Source organism: Ruegeria sp. AL2, from assembly GCF_056540845.1.
The window spans coordinates 61,760-78,219 of record NZ_JBQFXM010000006.1; the positions used below are offsets into that span (position 1 = coordinate 61,760).

Sequence of the window (16,460 nt, forward strand, 5' to 3'; positions counted from 1 at the left end):
CTCAACACATTTTCTCAAGGAGAAACGACATGGCTGCAAAGGACGTCAAGTTCGACACCGATGCCCGCAACAAGATGCTCCGGGGTGTGAACATCCTGGCTGATGCTGTCAAAGTGACCCTGGGCCCCAAAGGCCGCAACGTGGTACTGGACAAATCCTTCGGCGCACCGCGCATCACCAAAGACGGTGTTTCGGTTGCCAAGGAAATCGAACTGGAAGACAAGTTCGAAAACATGGGTGCGCAGATGGTGAAAGAAGTCGCCAGCCGCACCAATGACGAAGCCGGTGACGGCACCACCACCGCGACCGTTCTGGCGCAGGCCATCGTAAAAGAAGGCCTGAAGCAGGTTGCAGCGGGCCTGAACCCGATGGACCTGAAGCGCGGTATCGACCTGGCAACCGCCAAAGTCGTCGAAGGCATCCGTGCTGCTTCGCGTGAAGTCAAAGACTCGGCAGAAGTTGCTCAGGTTGGCACCATCTCGGCCAACGGCGAAGCTGAAATTGGCCAGCAAATCGCAGACGCGATGCAGAAGGTTGGCAACGAAGGCGTCATCACCGTCGAAGAAAACAAAGGTCTGGAAACCGAGACCGATGTTGTCGAAGGGATGCAGTTCGACCGCGGCTACCTGTCGCCTTACTTCGTCACCAACGCAGACAAGATGGTGGCCGAGCTTGACGACTGCCTGATCCTGCTGCACGAAAAGAAACTGTCCTCGCTGCAGCCGATGGTTCCGCTGCTCGAGCAGGTGATCCAGTCGCAAAAGCCGCTGCTGATCATTGCAGAAGACGTTGAAGGCGAAGCGCTGGCAACTCTGGTTGTCAACAAACTGCGCGGCGGCCTGAAAATTGCTGCTGTCAAGGCACCGGGCTTCGGCGATCGCCGCAAAGCCATGCTGCAGGACATCGCAATCCTGACCGGTGGTCAGGTGATCAGCGAAGATCTGGGCATGAAGCTTGAGAATGTCACCATGGACATGCTGGGCACCGCCAAGAAGATCGAGATCAGCAAAGACGAAACCACCATCGTCGACGGTGCTGGCGAGAAAGCCGAGATCGAAGCACGTGTTGCCCAAATCCGCACCCAGATCGAAGAAACCTCGTCGGATTACGACCGTGAGAAGCTGCAGGAACGCGTTGCCAAACTGGCAGGCGGTGTTGCCGTTATCCGCGTCGGCGGCATGACCGAAGTTGAAGTGAAAGAGCGTAAGGACCGTGTGGACGATGCTCTGAACGCAACACGCGCAGCCGTTCAGGAAGGCGTCGTTGTAGGCGGTGGTGTTGCTCTGGTTCAGGCCGGTAAAGCACTGGAATCGCTGAAAGGCGCGAACGCTGATCAGGACGCAGGCATCAACATCGTGCGCAAGGCCATCGAAGCGCCGCTGCGCCAGATCGCCGAAAACGCAGGCGTTGACGGCGCGGTTGTTGCAGGCAAAGTGCGCGAGTCTTCGGATCCGGCCTTTGGTTTCAACGCTCAGACCGAAGAATATGGCGACATGTTCTCGTTCGGCGTGATCGACCCGGCCAAAGTTGTTCGTACCGCTCTGGAAGACGCGGCATCTGTTGCCGGCCTGCTGGTCACTACCGAAGCGATGGTTGCAGACAAACCGCAAAAAGATGCACCTGCTGGCGGCATGCCCGACATGGGCGGCATGGGCGGCATGATGTAAGCACGTCGACTTCGCCTCGGCGAATTCTGACGACCCCTGACAGGCGTTTGGCTGCAAGGTCAAGCTGTCGAGAGGGGAAGCCAAAGTGCTAACGGACGGGGTCGCCTTTTGGCGGCCCCGTTTCGTTCCTGATAGCCGCAATGCGGCCACGCCTCTGGCGGGAGTATTTTGGAAAAGATGAAGGCAGCTCCGCGTGTGTCCGAATTGTGAGTGTCCAACCTGCCGCCAAGTCGGTATGTGGTTGAAATGCGACTGTTCCTTCTGACCGCCCTGACCATGTGCGCCTTTGCGGCGAACTCCATTCTGAACCGGCTGGCTATCGACAGCGGATCCAGTGATCCCGCGGGGTTTGCCATTATCCGGGTTCTGGCGGGGGCGCTGGTTCTGGCCGCACTGGTTGTGCTGCGCAGAGGACATTTGCCGCTGCGCACCTGCAGGCGGTTCATCGGGGCCGGGTCGCTTTCCCTGTATATGATCGGGTTTTCCATTGCCTATCTAACGTTGGATGCGGGGCTGGGCGCGCTTATCCTTTTTGCCGTTGTGCAGATCACCATGTTCGCCGCCACCGCCCTTACCGGGACCAAACCTACCCGCCGACAGCTGGCCGGGGCAGCGATTGCACTGGGTGGTCTGGCCTGTGTCCTGTGGCCCACAGGAACAGTGCAGGTCGATCCAACCGGAACCGTTTTGATGATTGCCGCCGGGATCGGCTGGGCGGCCTATTCACTGGCCGGGCGGTCCGAGCCTGATGCGTTGCAGGGCACGGCTGCAAATTTCATCGTCGCGCTGCCTGTGACCGCGTTGGCCCTGATGGCCACAGGGGCAGAGTGGCACATGACCGGATTGGGCTATCTACTTGCGGCCTTGTCAGGTGGCGTAACCTCGGGTCTGGGATACGCCTTGTGGTATCGCGTTCTGCCCCAACTGGCACCTTCAACGGCGGCAGTTGTTCAGCTCAGCGTGCCGGTGATCGCGATTGTGGGCGGCGTGGTGCTGTTGGGGGAAAGCGCGGGTGTGCGGCTGCTTGTTGGTGCGGCACTGGTTTTGGGCGGTATCGCGCTGGCTGTCCTGCGACGTCAACGTGGGAAGGTCTTTTAACGTGGGCGCACAGGCTTTATCTGGCGGGTATGAGAATTCTGATCGCCCTGCTTTGTTGCCTTCTTCCCGCCGTGGCCAATGCGAAATGCGTTGTCCTGCTGCACGGTCTTGCCCGGACCGAGGCGTCGTTCAGCGTGATGGAACAACTGTTCAAAGCGAATGGCTATTCCGTCGTGCGCCCCGGTTACCCATCGACCGAAATCGGAATCCCCGAACTGGCCGAACAAACCATCCCGCAAGCGTTTGCAGCCTGCGGCACTGATACCGTCAATGTCGTTGCGCATTCCATGGGCGGCATCCTGTTGCGATACTGGTTGCAGGACCACAGCCCTGAAAACATGGGCCGTGTCGTCATGCTGGGGCCGCCCAATCAGGGTAGCCAGCTGGTCGATGAACTCAGCGCGTGGGAGGTGTTCGGATACCTGAACGGTCCGGCCGGTCTTCAACTGGGTACGGGCCCGGATGGTATTCCCAGCCGACTGCCGCCCGTGGATTTCGAACTGGGTGTCATCGCAGGTGACCAGTCATTGAACCTCGTGTTTTCGTCTCTGATCGACGGTCCTGACGATGGCAAGGTGTCGGTTGAATCCACCAAGGTCGAAGGCATGGCCGATCATCTTGTCTTGCCGGTGACCCACACCTTCATGATGAACAACCCGCAGGTCATGGCGCAGGTGCTGCACTTCATTGAATTCGGCCGGTTTGATCCGCAGATCACTTGGCTGGACGGTGTGATGGACGTAATAGACGAGATCTGTATCGGGCAAAACTGCTCGGAACCGGGGGCGGAGCCATCAGAATGACCGCATTGGAACTGACATTGACCGGTGCAGAGGTCCTGCTACCGGGTGAAGGGCTGTTACGCACAGACTTCGCCATTGCAGATGGGGTGGTTCAGAATGACGCGCCCGGGCGGCGGATTGACCTGACCGGTTATCTAGTTCTGCCAGGTATTGTCGATTTGCACGGCGATGGATTCGAACGCCATATAGCCCCACGTCGCGGCGCGATGAAACAGATGAATGAGGGCATTCTGTCGGTCGAGGCCGAACTGGCCGCCAATGGCATCACCACAGCCGTGCTGGCGCAGTTTTACAGCTGGGAAGGCGGCGTGCGCGGCCCGGACTTTGCCGCGCAGGTGTTTGCGGCCATCGCAGCGGTCAAGGGCAGCACGGTCACCGATCTGATCCCGCAACTGCGGTTCGAGACCAATATGCTCGCGGATTACGACGGGCTGGCCCGTAGCATCGCCGATTGGCAGGTGCCATACGTGGTCTTCAATGATCACCTGCCGCATGATCGTTTGGCACAGGGCAAGAAACCACCGCGCCTGACCGGGCAGGCCTTGAAGGCCGGGCGAAATCCGGAGGCACATTTTGCGATGCTGCTCGACATGCACGCCCACAAGGCTGAGGTTCCGGCGGCGCTTGAAGCGCTCTGTTCGGACCTTGCGGACATGGGCGTGCGTCTGGGTAGCCACGATGACGCAACTGCCGAGGTGCGCGCTTGGTGGCGCGGCCAAGGGGTGCGCATTGCCGAGTTTCCCGAATCGCTTGAGGCCGCCGAGGCCGCACGCGCTGCCGGGGATCACGTCATTCTCGGCTCGCCAAATGTGGTCCGCGGCGGCTCGCATAAGGGCAACGCCAGCGCGGTAGAGCTGATCGCCATGGGGCTCTGTGATGCGCTGGCCTCGGATTACCATTATCCCAGTCCACGCCGCGCGGCGCTGATGCTGGCCAAAACCGGGCTGCTGGATTTCGCAGGGGCCTGGGCGCTGATCTCATCCGGCCCCGCGCGGGTGCTGGACTTGCAGGACCGGGGCACGCTTGCCGCGGGCAAACGCGCCGATCTGGTAATCCTTAATGCAACCACTCACCGGGTCGCCGCGACACTGGCGGGCGGGCGCGTCAGCTATATGTCAGGGGATATCGCGTCGCGCTTTGTGGGGTGAAACCAGACCGGCTTCACCTTTTTCCAAATACTCTCGCCGAAGGCATCGCGCCGTAGCGCGATATTCTACCGCTTGATCCGGTTGAAATGTCCCATCTTGCGACCGGCCTTGATCTCGGCCTTGCCGTAAAGATGCAGTGCGACGTCCCGTTCGCGAGCCAGCTCGGGCACGCGGTCCATATCGTCGCCAATCAGGTTCTCCATGACCACATCCGAGTGGCGCTGCCCGTCGCCCAACGGCCAGCCCGCCACCGCGCGGATGTGCTGTTCGAACTGGTCTACGGCGCAGCCATTCTGCGTCCAGTGGCCCGAGTTATGCACGCGCGGCGCGATCTCGTTCACGATCAGCCCGCCGGGTGTAACGAACAGTTCGACCCCCATGACACCGACATATTCCAACGCGTTCAGAATATTGGCCGCAAGCAGGATGGCATCGGTGCGCTGGGCGGGGGACAGGCGCGCAGGGATGGTGGTGGTGTGCAGGATGCCATCCCGGTGCACATTCTCACCCGGGTCGAAACAGGCCACCTGACCGTCCAGCCCGCGCGCTGCAATGATCGAAACTTCGTGCGAAAAATCAACGAACCCCTCCAAAACGGCAGGCGCGCCAGCCATGTCGGCCAGCGCGGCCTCGGCATCCCCGGGGCTGCGCAATCTGGCCTGCCCTTTGCCGTCATAGCCAAAGCGGCGGGTCTTCAGTATCGCAGGCGTGCCGATTACTTCGATAGCCGCATTCAGGCTATCCAGATTGGTGATATCCGCAAACGGGGCCGTTTTCAGGCCAAGCCCCTGCAGGAACGTCTTCTCGGTCAGGCGGTCCTGACTGACCCTCAATGCCTCACGCCCGGGGCGAATGGGGCGATGGGCTTCCAGAATATCCAGCGCCTCGGTCGGGATGTTCTCAAACTCATAGGTGATGACGTCCACCGCATCGGCAAAAGCCGTCAAAGCGTCGACATCGTCATAGGCCGCTGTCGTTACGCGATCCGCCACCTGCCCGGCAGGCGGGTTTGCGCCCGGCTCGTAGATGTGGCTGACAAATCCCAGCCGAGAGGCCGCCACCGACAGCATCCGGCCCAGCTGGCCGCCACCCAGAATCCCGATCACCGCACCTTGGGCGAGCATGTCCGCCATCGTTAATTCTCCAAACGTTTTCCAATTGCGCCAAGCGCCGCTCTCAGCGCCTCATGCGCGCCCTGTTCGATCAGGGTGCCCGTCATCTGCAGGCTCAAAGTACCTTCGGTCGCCAAAGCGTCGCGCTCCTGTGCCAACCGCCCGGCTGTGCCTTTCTCCATCGCGGCGAGAAAACCCGCCAACAACTGTGTGGTATAGAACTCGGCCTCGTCCGCATCGCCGGTCACATCACCCAGCCATTTGGCCCCGGTGGCCATCAGATCCAGAATGCCGGGAACCATGGCACAAATTGCAAAATGCGCGTTCAGCGCCGCCTCATCCGCAACCTTGACCACGGTGTTTTCCGGCTCGAACAGCTCGGCCAGCAAGCGGTCATTTCCAAATGCCGCCATCGGGCAGCCACCGGACTGCAAGAACCCCAGCGGGATGGTCTGCACGAAATCCGACGCCGGTGCGCAAAGCTTGGCCAAATCCTTGGCGGAAACGGCCGCCATCACCGACACGACCTGCTGATCGGCGCGAAAGGTCAGGGGAGTCAGAACCTCGGCCGCGATATGCGGGCGCAGGCACAGAAACACGATGTCCGAGGTGTCAATCACCGCCTGCGGCGGCGCGATAGCCACACCCAGTTCGGCCTTCAGGGCGGCCGAGACCTCGGCGTTGCGTTCGGTCACGCTGATCTCATGCCCTTTGGCGGCCATCAGCCGCGCAATCGGCGCGGCGATATGCCCGGTGCCGATAAACCCGATTCTGCTCATCCCTGCGGTTCCTCGGGGATCGAGGCTGACAAGGCCTCGCGCCAGGCATCCAGCCGCGCGGCCAGGGCCTCATCCTGCAAGGCCAGAATGCCCGCCGCCATCAGGCCCGCATTGGCCCCGCCAGCGGACCCAATTGCCATGGTCGCCACGGGAAATCCCTTGGGCATCTGCACAATGGAATACAGCGAATCCACCCCCGACAGGGCCCGCGTCTGCACAGGCACGCCGATCACCGGTACCCGTGTTTTCGAGGCCATCATGCCCGGCAGATGTGCCGCGCCACCTGCGCCCGCGATGATCACCTGCAACCCGCGCGACACGGCGGTCTTGCCATAGTCCCACAACCGGTCCGGGGTGCGATGGGCCGAAACGATACGCGCCTCATAAGCGATGCCCAGTTCATCCAGAATATCTGCGGCTTCCTTCATCGTGGGCCAGTCCGACTGGCTGCCCATGATGATCCCCACTGTCACATCGCTCATCCGCTTACGTCCCCGCGCTCAGAAAGAGCGCGCACTATAGCCAAATCCGCTTTTGTGGCAATGCGGTACAGGGTGTTCAGGCAATGATATCGGGGGTCAGGCGGTCTTCGATCAGGCGGATGAAGTCTTTCAGGCGCAGTTTTTCCTTTTTCAGACGCCGAAGGGTCAACTGATCAGCCGTTCCTTTTTCATGCAGCGCCTCGATCGCTTCATCAAGGTCGCGGTGCTGGCGGCGGAAAACCTCCAATTCAACCCGCAGAACTTCATCGGTTTTCATCGAAAGGTCGGTGGGCGCGTTCATTGGCGACTCGGGCTTGTTGTGGTGCTTGCCCAACAAGATAGTGTGTCAGACGTTATCGCGCCAGACCTTGTGGACATCCTGGTTTCTTCCCATATTCTATAACAAGCGGTTGCCGGAACGGGACCGCGCACCACGTCGCTTTGACAATAAAGGACGAAAATACGTGTCGAAACTTACTCTTGGCTCATACCCGCATCTTTTGGGGTTCGAGCAGCTGGAACGCCTTCTGGAACGGTCTGCAAAGGCCGGTAATGAAGGATACCCGCCCTATAATATCGAACAGACCTCGGACTTTTCCTATCGCATCACCCTTGCCGTGGCCGGGTTCGCCGAAGAGGATCTGTCGATCACCATTGAGGATCGCCAACTGGTGATCCGGGGCCGTCAGCGCGACGACAGCGAGGGGCGCATCTTCCTGCACCGTGGCATCGCGGCGCGTCAGTTTCAGCGCATGTTCGTGCTGGCCGACGGGGTCGAGGTGGGCGAGGCGATTATGGAAAACGGTCTGCTGCATGTGGATCTGACCCGCGCCGTGCCGGAAACCGTGGTTCAGACAATCAATATACGGAAGGGGTAAGAGCTATGAATACACCGATTGAAATCAACACCGAAGGCAATCGTATCGTCTATGTGAAAACAGTCGACGTTGCCGATCTGCCGCGTGATCTGCGCGATCAGGCAGGTGATCTGGATCACCTTTATGCCGTGCACGATTCCGATGGGCAGCAACTAGCGCTTGTGGCCGACCGCAAGCTGGCTTTCGTTCTGGCCCGTCAGCACGACCTGTCACCTGTGGCCGTTCACTGAACGGCCCCTTAGCCCGGGCGGGGCTGAAACGTTGCCCGCAACACATGCGCATCGGCGAAACTGCCGCTTTTAACCTGTAACGGAGCCGACTGCATGAGCTGGTTTGAATTCGACTGGGTAGACGCCTTCACCAATCGTGCATTTGGCGGCAACGGTTGTGCCGTGGTCCATGGCGGCGCGGGTCTCTCGGCCGAGGTCTGCATGGCATATGTGCGCGAAACCTCTCTGGTCGAATGCACATTCACCGGCCCGTCCGACGTGGCCGACATCCGCGTCCGGTATTTTCTGGCCAGCCGTGAAATTCCCTTTGCCGGGCACCCGACGATTGCCACCGTAGCGGCGATGCGGTCGCGCGGTATGATCTCCGGCGATAATCTGACGCTGGAAACCGGCGCGGGTCTGGTTTCGATCGGATTGCAGGGCGACCAGATCGAAATGACGCAGATCGCACCGCAATTTGGTGCGCATGTGCCTGCCGATCTGGTGGCAAAGGCGATCAGCCTGCCGCAAGAAGCCATCATCTCGCCACCCCGGATGGTTTCAACCGGCTTGCCCTTCTGTATCACCGTTCTGCGCGATCATGACGCGTTGCGCGCGGCCCGCCTGTCCGAGGGCGCGCTGCGGAAAGTGGCTGCGACGGCAGGGTATTCCGGCTCGGATATGGCCGAGCCTTTCCTCGTGACGCTCCAAGGGGCCACCGATGCGGGCGATACGTTCTCGCGCCTGCTTATGGCCCCGCCCAGCCCGCCCGAGGATCCGTTTACCGGGTCCGCCACCGGGGCCATGGCGGCCTATCTGTGGAGATACGGGCTAATGACCAAAGACAGTTTCGTTGCGGAACAGGGTCACGATATGGGCCGCCCCGGTCAGGCCGTTGTCACGCGCGTTGGACCCGCCGACGCGATGACGGGGATCAAGGTTGCCGGTCAGGGGCATATCCTGATGCGCGGGCAGGTTGACCTGCCAGAGACCGCGCAATAGACGAACCGGCTCACACCCGTCGACGTCCCCAAACACCTCAGCTTCGTCAAAACAAAAACGGCCCCCGTAAACCGGAGGCCGCTTCGTTTCATTCATCAGATTCAGCCGGCTGCGATCAGGCCCATGCTTTCCAGCTTCAGCAATACCTGATGGGCGCAGTTGTCGACCTCGACATTCTCGGTCTCGACACGCAGCTCGGGGTTCTGAGGCACGTCATACGGGTCCGAGATGCCGGTGAATTCCTTGATCTTGCCCTCGCGGGCCAGCTTATACAGACCCTTGCGGTCGCGCCGCTCACACTCTTCGATGGTGGTCGCAACATGCACTTCGCAGAAGGCACCGAACTGCTCGATCTCTTCGCGCACCGCGCGGCGTGTGGTGGCATAAGGTGCGATCGGGGCGCAGATGGCGATGCCACCGTTCTTGGTGATCTCGGATGCCACATAGCCGATCCGGCGGATGTTCAGGTCGCGATGCTCTTTCGAGAAACCCAGTTCGGATGACAGGTTTTTTCGCACGATATCGCCATCCAGCAACGTGACCGGACGACCCCCCATCTCCATCAGCTTGACCATAAGCGCGTTGGCGATGGTGGATTTGCCCGAGCCCGAGAAGCCGGTGAAGAACACGGTAAAGCCCTGCTGGCTGCGTGGCGGCTTGGTCTTGCGCAGCTCGGCCACAACTTCGGGAAAGCTGAACCATTCGGGGATTTCCAGGCCCTCGGCCAGACGGCGGCGCAGTTCGGTGCCCGAGATGTTCAGGATCGTGACATTGTCCTTATCCAGAATCTCGTCATTCGGCTCGTATTGCGCGCGTTCCTGCACATAGACCATGTGTTTGAAATCGACCATCTCAACGCCGATCTCATCCTGGAACTGGCGGAACAGATCCTGCGCGTCATAGGGGCCATAGAAATCTTCACCGGCCGAGTTCTTGCCCGGGCCCGCGTGATCTCGGCCCACGATGAAATGGGTGCAGCCATGGTTGGCACGGATCAGCCCGTGCCAGACCGCCTCGCGCGGGCCTGCCATGCGCATCGCCAGATTCAGCAGGCTCATCGAGGTGGTGGATGCGGGATACTTGTCCAGTACCGCCTCATAGCAGCGCACGCGGGTAAAGTGGTCCACGTCGCCGGGCTTGGTCATGCCGACGACCGGGTGGATCAGCAGGTTGGCCTGCGCTTCCTTGGCAGCGCGGAAAGTCAGCTCCTGATGCGCACGGTGCAGCGGGTTGCGGGTTTGGAAGGCCACGATCCGCCGCCAGCCCAGTTTGCGGAAATAGGCGCGCAGCTCGTTTGGTGTATCGCGGCGACCGCGGAAGTCATAGTGAACGGGCTGCTGGATGCCAACAATAGGGCCACCCAGATAGACCTTGCCCGCCACATTGTGCAGATAGTTCACAGCCGGGTGGGCATCGTCATCGGCGCCAAAAACCTTCTCAGCTTCGCGCGCCTTGTTCGGGGTCCAGCGGTCGGTCACCGTCATGGTGCCCAGGATCACGCCTTCCTGATCACGCAGCGCGATATCCTGACCCAGTTCGATCTTGTCCGCAAAATCTTCGCTGACGTCCAGCGTGATGGGCATCGGCCACAGGGTGCCATCAGCCAGACGCATGTTTTCAACGACATTGTCGTAATCGGCTTCGCTCAGGAAACCTTTGAGCGGATTGAAACCGCCATTCATCAGCAGTTCCAGATCACAGATCTGGCGCGGGCTCAGATCCCAACTGGTCAGGTCGGCGGCTTCAACCTTCAGTTTCTGGGCCGAGTCGTACGACACATAAAGTTCGGGAATGGGGGCCAGATTGCTTAACATCGTCATCTGAATACTCTTATCGCAGTGTTGTGTTGCCAGTGATTCGAGGGCGTTTTCGGGGCATTTGCACCGACTGTCGCGCGAAGTCCACTGGCGTCAATGAAACAAAGGACGATATGCGCTGATTTCTCGCGGATTGGAAGGAATTTCCAACTCTGAAATCAAAATGATGATCTGGTTCCCCTGGGCGTAGATAATCCGATCATGCAAAGTATGACTGTTCCTGTTTTTGCGTGTGTGGCGCAAGCCCGGACGCGCGAGTGACTGGCAGGGCGGGAATCGGATCGGCAACGCCGCGCAGCTGGAACATCCGGATACCCTCCGGCGGCAGGTCCATGCCCGCAGCCGTCAACACTTCTTGTGAGACCAGCAGTTCGACCCCCAACGCCTTGGTCTCGCTTTCCAGTCGGCTGGCCACATTGACAGCGTCGCCGATGATCGTTCTAGCGGCATGTCCCTGCGCGCCAATCTCACCCAGCACCAGATCCCCAAGGTGCAGGCCCATTCCGATCCGAATGCCAGGGCTGCCCTCGGCCTCAAGCCGTTCGTTGAACCGGTCGAGGGCATGGCTGATATCTATCGCAGCTTTCAACCCAGCGCTGGCGGATGCTGCTGCATCGGGTTTTTCGAAAACCGCCAGCAACCCGTCACCCATATACTTGTCCACGACACCCCCGTCCTTGGTGATGGCAGGAACAACGGCGTCGAAGAACCGGTTCAGCAGGAACACGATGTCATAGGGCAACTGACCGGTCGTGCGAGCGGTAAATCCACGCATGTCCAGAAACAGCACGGCCAGTTTCCGTTCCTGCCCCTGACTGGCATGCCCGCGGATGCGCCCGCCATCCGGTTGAAAAACGCGGAAAACGGTGGTCGGTTCCGTCGGGCGGATCTGACAGGCCAGCCTTGTCTGCGGTGAGGCGCCGACAGCGGCCAGACTGCGGGCCTCGACATCGCCGGGCGGGGGCAGGGCACTGGCGCCCTCTTCGACGATGACACGGCACGTGGTGCAGCGCCCCTTCCCGCCGCACAAGGCCGCGTGGGGCACACCATGTGCCTGCGAAATCTCAAGCAGGGTCATCCCCTTTTCGGCATCTACCTCGGGCCCGCTGCTGTAATTCACCCGCACCGAATGCCTGCGCCGCCACAGCTTGCGCCCGATATACACAAGACCCGTGGCCGCCAAGGCCAGCCAGAACGCCAGAAGGGCATTGTCCTTGACGGTGAACATGGTCTGAAACGCCTCGGGCGAGGGCCAGTTGTAATGCTCGATATATTGTTCCCGCAGAAACTCATCTGCGAAATCCAACCAAATGCGACGGCCCTCGGTCAGCAGACCGGCCAAAGCGAACATGGGGATGAAGACGGCAACACCGATCAGATAGGGTACGGCGCTGGACCACCATTTCGTCAGCCGTAGCCACATATGCAGTCCGATACAGCCATGCACCCAGACGATCAGCAACAACGCGCTTTGCATCCATATCACGGTGCTGGGCCACATCAGGATGATGATATACCCCATCTCGTCATTGACGTCATAGATCTCGTGCGCGACCCGAGTCTGGATGACATGCGAGATCAGCTGCAAAGGTATCAGCAGACCCAGAACCACCTGCAACGCCGTGCTGAACGGCATGCGCAGGGTCCGGCGCTGCGCGATCGAGGTCAGCGCCAGACCGGCATGCGTGAACAGCGCCGCATAAAGCAGCACGCTCAAAAGGATATGCCGCGTCACCGCTGTTCGACCGTCCTGCATCCCGTGCAGATAATCGGTGTGAAACAGGCCCATCCCGATGTTGATAAAATGGAAGAAAGCGAAAGCAAACAGAACCAACCCGCTGCCGATCCGAAGCCGGGTTGCCCAACCGCCACGCCACAAAGCGCTCTTCAAGAATACCACCTGTATCGCTGTTCGCTGTGGTTGGACTTTGCGGGGACGTTCGCGGTCAGGTCAAGGCTTCGGGTGCAAATCTAAGCCTGCCAGTGGGTGGCAGGGTGTTGGGAGTGAATTGATATCTTGTCCGCACAAAACAGCACCAGATGGCTGAGGTCGGGGCGCGTGCGCGAGCTGTAGATCAAGCCGTCCGCCCCCAGTGCCCGCGCTTTATCCGAAAAAGCCCATGTCGGCGAAGGGACCCCCATAGCACGATTATCCTGCCAGATCACCGAGACAGCCGTCTGCCCGCGGTAGTCCACCAACCGCGCGTTTTCCACCAGAAACCTTTGTATCACGCGGTCGGGATCATCCCCCGAGACGTAGCGCCGGATGGCGACCGAAGCGCCCTCGGCGCTGAGCGAGGCATAAAGCGCGAACTGTCCGGAATGATGAAAGCGCCCCTCAGGCGCGCGGGCAGGCAGCAATGGGGTCGCTGCCTGCGACGCAAACAGAATTCTCCAGACAGGGCCAGAGAATTCAAGCATGTATCAGTCCTGTTCGGCCAGGAACCGTTCGGCATCCAGTGCCGCCATACAGCCCATCCCGGCGCTTGTTACCGCCTGACGATAGACATGGTCGGTCAGATCGCCTGCCGCGAACACGCCGGGGATCGAGGTTTCGGTGCTGCCCGGTTTGGTGACGACATAACCACCCATATGGGTTTCCAGCGTGTCCTTGACCAACTCGTTCGCAGGGGCGTGGCCGATGGCGACAAAGACACCTTTGCACGGGATCTCGGTGATCTCGCCGGTTTTAACATGTTTGACCCGAACACCTTCGACGCCCAAAGGCGCATCGGTGCCGATCACTTCTTCCAGCTGGTGGAACCACAGCGGTTCGATCTTTTCATTCTTCAACAGGCGATCCTGAAGGATCTTTTCCGCCCGCAACTCATCGCGGCGGTGGATCAGGGTCACCTTGCTGGCGAAATTGGTCAGGAACAGGGCTTCTTCCACGGCTGTGTTACCGCCACCGATCACCACGATTTCCTGCCCGCGATAGAAGAACCCGTCACAGGTGGCGCAGGCCGAGACGCCAAAGCCCTTGAACTTCTCTTCCGAGGGCAGACCCAGCCATTTTGCACGCGCGCCTGTGGCCAGAATGACCGCATCAGCGGTATAGGTGGTGCCGCTGTCGCCCTTGGCGGTGAAGGGGCGCTTGCTGAGGTCCAGATCGCTGATGATATCGCCAATCACCTCACATCCCATGGCCTTCGCATGGTCCTGCATCCGCACCATCAGGTCCGGGCCCTGCACCTCGGTGTCGCCGGGCCAGTTTTCGACCTCGGTCGTCGTTGTCAGCTGACCACCGGGTTCGATGCCCTGTACCAGAATGGGTTCCAGCATGGCGCGGCTTGCATAAACGCCTGCGGTGTACCCTGCGGGCCCTGACCCGATGATCAGAACCTTAGTGTGTCTTGTGTCGGCCATGGTGCCCCCGCTCGAATTGCCTGAATTGGGCCCGCGGCCCGTCGCCCCGATATAGCGACCGACTGGCCCGGCTTAAAGCCCCTTACTGTTCAGGCCCCCTCGGGCCGGGGTGCCTTGTGTTTACGGGAAGAAGGCGAAAAGGAAACAAAGAAAATTGCGCATCTGCGAAACATTATTGCGCGCGTGTGGGGTGCTGATATAAGAACCGAAAAAATCAGGAGCATTTGATGGTCACGACTCGGCTGGATGATATTGATCGCAAGATTCTGGCGGAACTGCAGGCGGACGGTCGTATGACCAATGTCGAGCTGGCAAAACGGGTCGGAATCTCGGCCCCGCCCTGTCTGCGCCGGGTGCGCACACTCGAAGAATCCGGCTTCATCACCGGCTACCACGCCGAGGTCAACTCACGCGAGTTGGGGTTCGAGGTTCAGGTATTTGCCATGGTAGGTCTGGACAGCCAGGCCGAAGTCGAACTGCGCGCGTTCGAAGGCCGCTGCCGCGATTGGCCATTGGTCCGCGAATGCCACATGCTGAACGGCGAAGTGGATTTCATTCTGAAATGCGTTGCACCTGACCTGAGCAGCTTTCAGCAGTTTCTGACGGGCGAGTTGCTGACCACGCCAAACGTGGCCAGCGTCAAGACATCGCTCGTTATTCGCGGCGCAAAAGACGAGCCAGGCGTACCGTTCGACGTTCTGGAAGAACGTATGAACCGGATGGCGTGACCCCAACACGTTTTGGTTGCGCGGTGATTGGTGGCAACAGTGCTGCCACCGCAAGGGATAGAACCCAACTTATTACCAGCTGCATGATGCCCCCCATAATGCAGTAATCACAATCATGCTCAGGCCGTCATCGCGTCGATCTCACCATCTCCGGCGCGCGGCATCAGCAGCGGGCCAAAATCGTTCAGCGACTCGATATGCGCGAACAGGTTCAGATAGATCGACCGAAGCGAGTGGCTGATCATGCGAACCGCGTTCACACCTGGATGATATGTTTCGAACTGTAATCCATCTACGCGAATAACGGAATGGCGTTTTAAACAAATGTGAAACAGTTCAACGGGGGTAGGCGGCATTGTTTCAATGACACCCATCCCGTCCTGAAATTCGGACACGGGTGTAAGAATCGGCTGTCCCCCATGCAGGTGCCGCAATTGCGCAGGTGTTCCCACGATTCGCGCCGCCGGGCCGGCAATGACACCCGACATTGGCTTTTGCATCCCGAACGTATCCGCCATGATCCGCGTCAGCGGTCGCGTCCGGCCACGTGAATCCGCGCGTCCGGGGATCAACGTGACAGATCCCTTCCACAACACGGTTTCCGATGCGCCATTCTGCGTCAGGACCGTATCCCCAGGCATCAAATCCTCGATTGCCATCGGTCCATGTTCTGTTTCCACCAAAGATCCACGTGTGAAGGCACAAAACGCGTCTTCAAACATCGGCAAGGCGGGCGCGATATGGCGGGTCTGAACCACATCTCCATTCTTTAGCAGGCTGCTGACTTCATAGCGGCGCAGCTGGGCCTTTGGCTTTGAAACTGGCCGCGGTATTTCTCGCAGCATGGCCGAAGTTTCGATTGCATTTCTGGCCGCGCGGGCCAGTGAATTTGGAATAGTCATTAATATTCCGTCCCCTCAAAATGTTCGGTCAGGCGCGGCGTACCCCCGTACAGACGCGCCCGGCGAACTGGTTCTTTGTCTTGAAACAAATGGGTGACCCCCGGGCGACGACCGGAACGGTCCCGCAACGCGACTAAAGCTCGCTTTCCAATGGTCAACACATTGACCCCCCAGACAAACTCGTACTTCACGGGCGAAATTGCCCGCACACACAACTCCGTAAAAGTCACGAACCCCTCGTTCGTGACGCGCGATACATCAGGCCGGAGCAAACCTGATACGCGTTGACCCAGATAAGACCGGCAGCTTGGTCTCTGGGTTTTTCTGTCTCAGCGTCGTGCCGCGATGCGACTGGCGACCCTGACAGAATTGCTTGTTACCCGCTTCCACGGCATTTCCAGGTTCTGGTCCCGAGTGGCCTCGACCATGGCTTTCAGAAAGCGTGATTTGGTTTTCATTTTTTGGTCCT

Annotated in this window: 18 protein-coding genes; 8 read left to right on the forward strand and 10 right to left on the reverse strand. The window is 59.8% G+C overall.

Translation table 11 applies throughout. The features are described from left to right. The first annotated feature begins 29 nt into the window (after positions 1-29). The 4 genes from groL to ACR0ID_RS10330 all read left to right on the forward strand — a co-directional run bounded on the left by groL (position 30) and on the right by ACR0ID_RS10330 (position 4,716). Positions 30-1,667: a chaperonin GroEL gene (gene groL, locus ACR0ID_RS10315; RefSeq protein ID WP_480475465.1), complete on the forward strand. Its 1,638-nt coding sequence runs from the start codon at positions 30-32 to the stop codon at positions 1,665-1,667. Positions 1,668-1,913: 246 nt separating this feature from the next. After that, a complete protein-coding gene (locus ACR0ID_RS10320) occupies positions 1,914-2,765 on the forward strand; it encodes a DMT family transporter (protein WP_480519158.1) in 852 nt (283 codons plus the stop codon). A 29-nt stretch (positions 2,766-2,794) separates the two neighbouring features. Continuing rightward, positions 2,795-3,568 (forward strand): alpha/beta fold hydrolase, encoded by a 774-nt coding sequence (locus ACR0ID_RS10325; RefSeq protein ID WP_480605214.1) that lies wholly within the window; start codon positions 2,795-2,797, stop codon positions 3,566-3,568. Next, positions 3,565-4,716, forward strand: coding sequence for an alpha-D-ribose 1-methylphosphonate 5-triphosphate diphosphatase (locus tag ACR0ID_RS10330; protein ID WP_480605216.1), 1,152 nt, complete (start codon positions 3,565-3,567; stop codon positions 4,714-4,716). The genes ACR0ID_RS10325 and ACR0ID_RS10330 overlap by 4 nt, the downstream gene beginning before the upstream one ends. 65 nt (positions 4,717-4,781) lie before the next feature. On the opposite strand, the gene ACR0ID_RS10335 is transcribed toward ACR0ID_RS10330, so the two are convergent. From ACR0ID_RS10335 to ACR0ID_RS10350, 4 genes are all read right to left on the reverse strand, one after another. Beyond that, positions 4,782-5,849: a 5-(carboxyamino)imidazole ribonucleotide synthase gene (locus ACR0ID_RS10335; protein ID WP_480605218.1), complete on the reverse strand. Its 1,068-nt coding sequence runs from the start codon at positions 5,847-5,849 to the stop codon at positions 4,782-4,784. 2 nt (positions 5,850-5,851) lie between these two features. Next, entirely contained in the window at positions 5,852-6,607 is a 756-nt protein-coding gene (locus ACR0ID_RS10340) for an NAD(P)-binding domain-containing protein (protein WP_480605220.1), read from the reverse strand. Beyond that, on the reverse strand, positions 6,604-7,089 hold the full coding sequence (purE, locus tag ACR0ID_RS10345) for a 5-(carboxyamino)imidazole ribonucleotide mutase (RefSeq protein ID WP_209504779.1): 486 nt from the start codon (positions 7,087-7,089) through the stop codon (positions 6,604-6,606). The genes ACR0ID_RS10340 and purE overlap by 4 nt, the downstream gene beginning before the upstream one ends. Positions 7,090-7,165: 76 nt before the next feature. Beyond that, complete coding sequence (locus tag ACR0ID_RS10350; protein WP_209504778.1) at positions 7,166-7,390, reverse strand: YdcH family protein; 225 nt, start codon at positions 7,388-7,390, stop codon at positions 7,166-7,168. A 163-nt stretch (positions 7,391-7,553) separates the two neighbouring features. On the opposite strand from ACR0ID_RS10350, the gene ACR0ID_RS10355 reads away from it, so the two are divergent. The 3 genes from ACR0ID_RS10355 (at position 7,554) to ACR0ID_RS10365 (ending at position 9,178) form a co-directional block, all read left to right on the forward strand. After that, a complete protein-coding gene (locus ACR0ID_RS10355) occupies positions 7,554-7,967 on the forward strand; it encodes an Hsp20 family protein (protein WP_058275530.1) in 414 nt (137 codons plus the stop codon). 5 nt (positions 7,968-7,972) lie between these two features. After that, positions 7,973-8,197, forward strand: a complete 225-nt coding sequence (locus ACR0ID_RS10360) for a DUF1150 family protein (RefSeq protein WP_480475477.1) — start codon at positions 7,973-7,975, stop codon at positions 8,195-8,197. Positions 8,198-8,290: 93 nt separating this feature from the next. Further along, complete coding sequence (locus ACR0ID_RS10365) at positions 8,291-9,178, forward strand: PhzF family phenazine biosynthesis protein (protein ID WP_480605223.1); 888 nt, start codon at positions 8,291-8,293, stop codon at positions 9,176-9,178. 101 nt (positions 9,179-9,279) lie between these two features. On the opposite strand, the gene ACR0ID_RS10370 is transcribed toward ACR0ID_RS10365, so the two are convergent. The 4 genes from ACR0ID_RS10370 to trxB form a co-directional block, all read right to left on the reverse strand. Beyond that, complete coding sequence (locus ACR0ID_RS10370) at positions 9,280-10,998, reverse strand: bifunctional sulfate adenylyltransferase/adenylylsulfate kinase (RefSeq protein ID WP_480519148.1); 1,719 nt, start codon at positions 10,996-10,998, stop codon at positions 9,280-9,282. 196 nt (positions 10,999-11,194) lie between these two features. Beyond that, on the reverse strand, positions 11,195-12,886 hold the full coding sequence (locus tag ACR0ID_RS10375; protein WP_480605225.1) for an adenylate/guanylate cyclase domain-containing protein: 1,692 nt from the start codon (positions 12,884-12,886) through the stop codon (positions 11,195-11,197). 80 nt (positions 12,887-12,966) lie between these two features. Then, the gene (locus ACR0ID_RS10380) at positions 12,967-13,416 is read right to left on the reverse strand and encodes an RES family NAD+ phosphorylase (protein WP_480493622.1); all 450 of its coding nucleotides are present in this window, start codon (positions 13,414-13,416) and stop codon (positions 12,967-12,969) included. A gap of 3 nt (positions 13,417-13,419) precedes the next feature. After that, entirely contained in the window at positions 13,420-14,361 is a 942-nt protein-coding gene (trxB, locus tag ACR0ID_RS10385) for a thioredoxin-disulfide reductase (RefSeq protein ID WP_267362965.1), read from the reverse strand. A gap of 227 nt (positions 14,362-14,588) precedes the next feature. On the opposite strand from trxB, the gene ACR0ID_RS10390 reads away from it, so the two are divergent. Beyond that, positions 14,589-15,089, forward strand: a complete 501-nt coding sequence (locus ACR0ID_RS10390; RefSeq protein WP_480475487.1) for an Lrp/AsnC family transcriptional regulator — start codon at positions 14,589-14,591, stop codon at positions 15,087-15,089. A 119-nt stretch (positions 15,090-15,208) separates the two neighbouring features. Here the strand turns inward: ACR0ID_RS10390 and ACR0ID_RS10395 are convergent, their stop codons facing one another. Continuing rightward, on the reverse strand, positions 15,209-15,991 hold the full coding sequence (locus tag ACR0ID_RS10395; RefSeq protein ID WP_480605228.1) for a Hint domain-containing protein: 783 nt from the start codon (positions 15,989-15,991) through the stop codon (positions 15,209-15,211). 329 nt (positions 15,992-16,320) lie between these two features. After that, positions 16,321-16,449 (reverse strand): hypothetical protein, encoded by a 129-nt coding sequence (locus ACR0ID_RS10400; RefSeq protein ID WP_267362961.1) that lies wholly within the window; start codon positions 16,447-16,449, stop codon positions 16,321-16,323. Between the last annotated feature and the right edge of the window lie 11 nt (positions 16,450-16,460).

What these genes read in the sequence shown, in the direction of transcription:
- ACR0ID_RS10395 (WP_480605228.1), bottom strand. Translation starts at nt 15,991, where the DNA reads ATGACTATTCCAAATTCACTGGCCCGCGCGGCCAGAAATGCAATCGAA.
- ACR0ID_RS10390 (WP_480475487.1), top strand. Translation starts at nt 14,589, where the DNA reads ATGGTCACGACTCGGCTGGATGATATTGATCGCAAGATTCTGGCGGAA.
- ACR0ID_RS10320 (WP_480519158.1), top strand. Translation starts at nt 1,914, where the DNA reads ATGCGACTGTTCCTTCTGACCGCCCTGACCATGTGCGCCTTTGCGGCG.
- ACR0ID_RS10370 (WP_480519148.1), bottom strand. Translation starts at nt 10,998, where the DNA reads ATGACGATGTTAAGCAATCTGGCCCCCATTCCCGAACTTTATGTGTCG.
- ACR0ID_RS10340 (WP_480605220.1), bottom strand. Translation starts at nt 6,607, where the DNA reads ATGAGCAGAATCGGGTTTATCGGCACCGGGCATATCGCCGCGCCGATT.
- trxB (WP_267362965.1), bottom strand. Translation starts at nt 14,361, where the DNA reads ATGGCCGACACAAGACACACTAAGGTTCTGATCATCGGGTCAGGGCCC.
- ACR0ID_RS10335 (WP_480605218.1), bottom strand. Translation starts at nt 5,849, where the DNA reads ATGGCGGACATGCTCGCCCAAGGTGCGGTGATCGGGATTCTGGGTGGC.
- ACR0ID_RS10350 (WP_209504778.1), bottom strand. Translation starts at nt 7,390, where the DNA reads ATGAACGCGCCCACCGACCTTTCGATGAAAACCGATGAAGTTCTGCGG.
- ACR0ID_RS10330 (WP_480605216.1), top strand. Translation starts at nt 3,565, where the DNA reads ATGACCGCATTGGAACTGACATTGACCGGTGCAGAGGTCCTGCTACCG.
- groL (WP_480475465.1), top strand. Translation starts at nt 30, where the DNA reads ATGGCTGCAAAGGACGTCAAGTTCGACACCGATGCCCGCAACAAGATG.
- purE (WP_209504779.1), bottom strand. Translation starts at nt 7,089, where the DNA reads ATGAGCGATGTGACAGTGGGGATCATCATGGGCAGCCAGTCGGACTGG.
- ACR0ID_RS10400 (WP_267362961.1), bottom strand. Translation starts at nt 16,449, where the DNA reads ATGAAAACCAAATCACGCTTTCTGAAAGCCATGGTCGAGGCCACTCGG.
- ACR0ID_RS10365 (WP_480605223.1), top strand. Translation starts at nt 8,291, where the DNA reads ATGAGCTGGTTTGAATTCGACTGGGTAGACGCCTTCACCAATCGTGCA.
- ACR0ID_RS10380 (WP_480493622.1), bottom strand. Translation starts at nt 13,416, where the DNA reads ATGCTTGAATTCTCTGGCCCTGTCTGGAGAATTCTGTTTGCGTCGCAG.
- ACR0ID_RS10360 (WP_480475477.1), top strand. Translation starts at nt 7,973, where the DNA reads ATGAATACACCGATTGAAATCAACACCGAAGGCAATCGTATCGTCTAT.
- ACR0ID_RS10325 (WP_480605214.1), top strand. Translation starts at nt 2,795, where the DNA reads ATGAGAATTCTGATCGCCCTGCTTTGTTGCCTTCTTCCCGCCGTGGCC.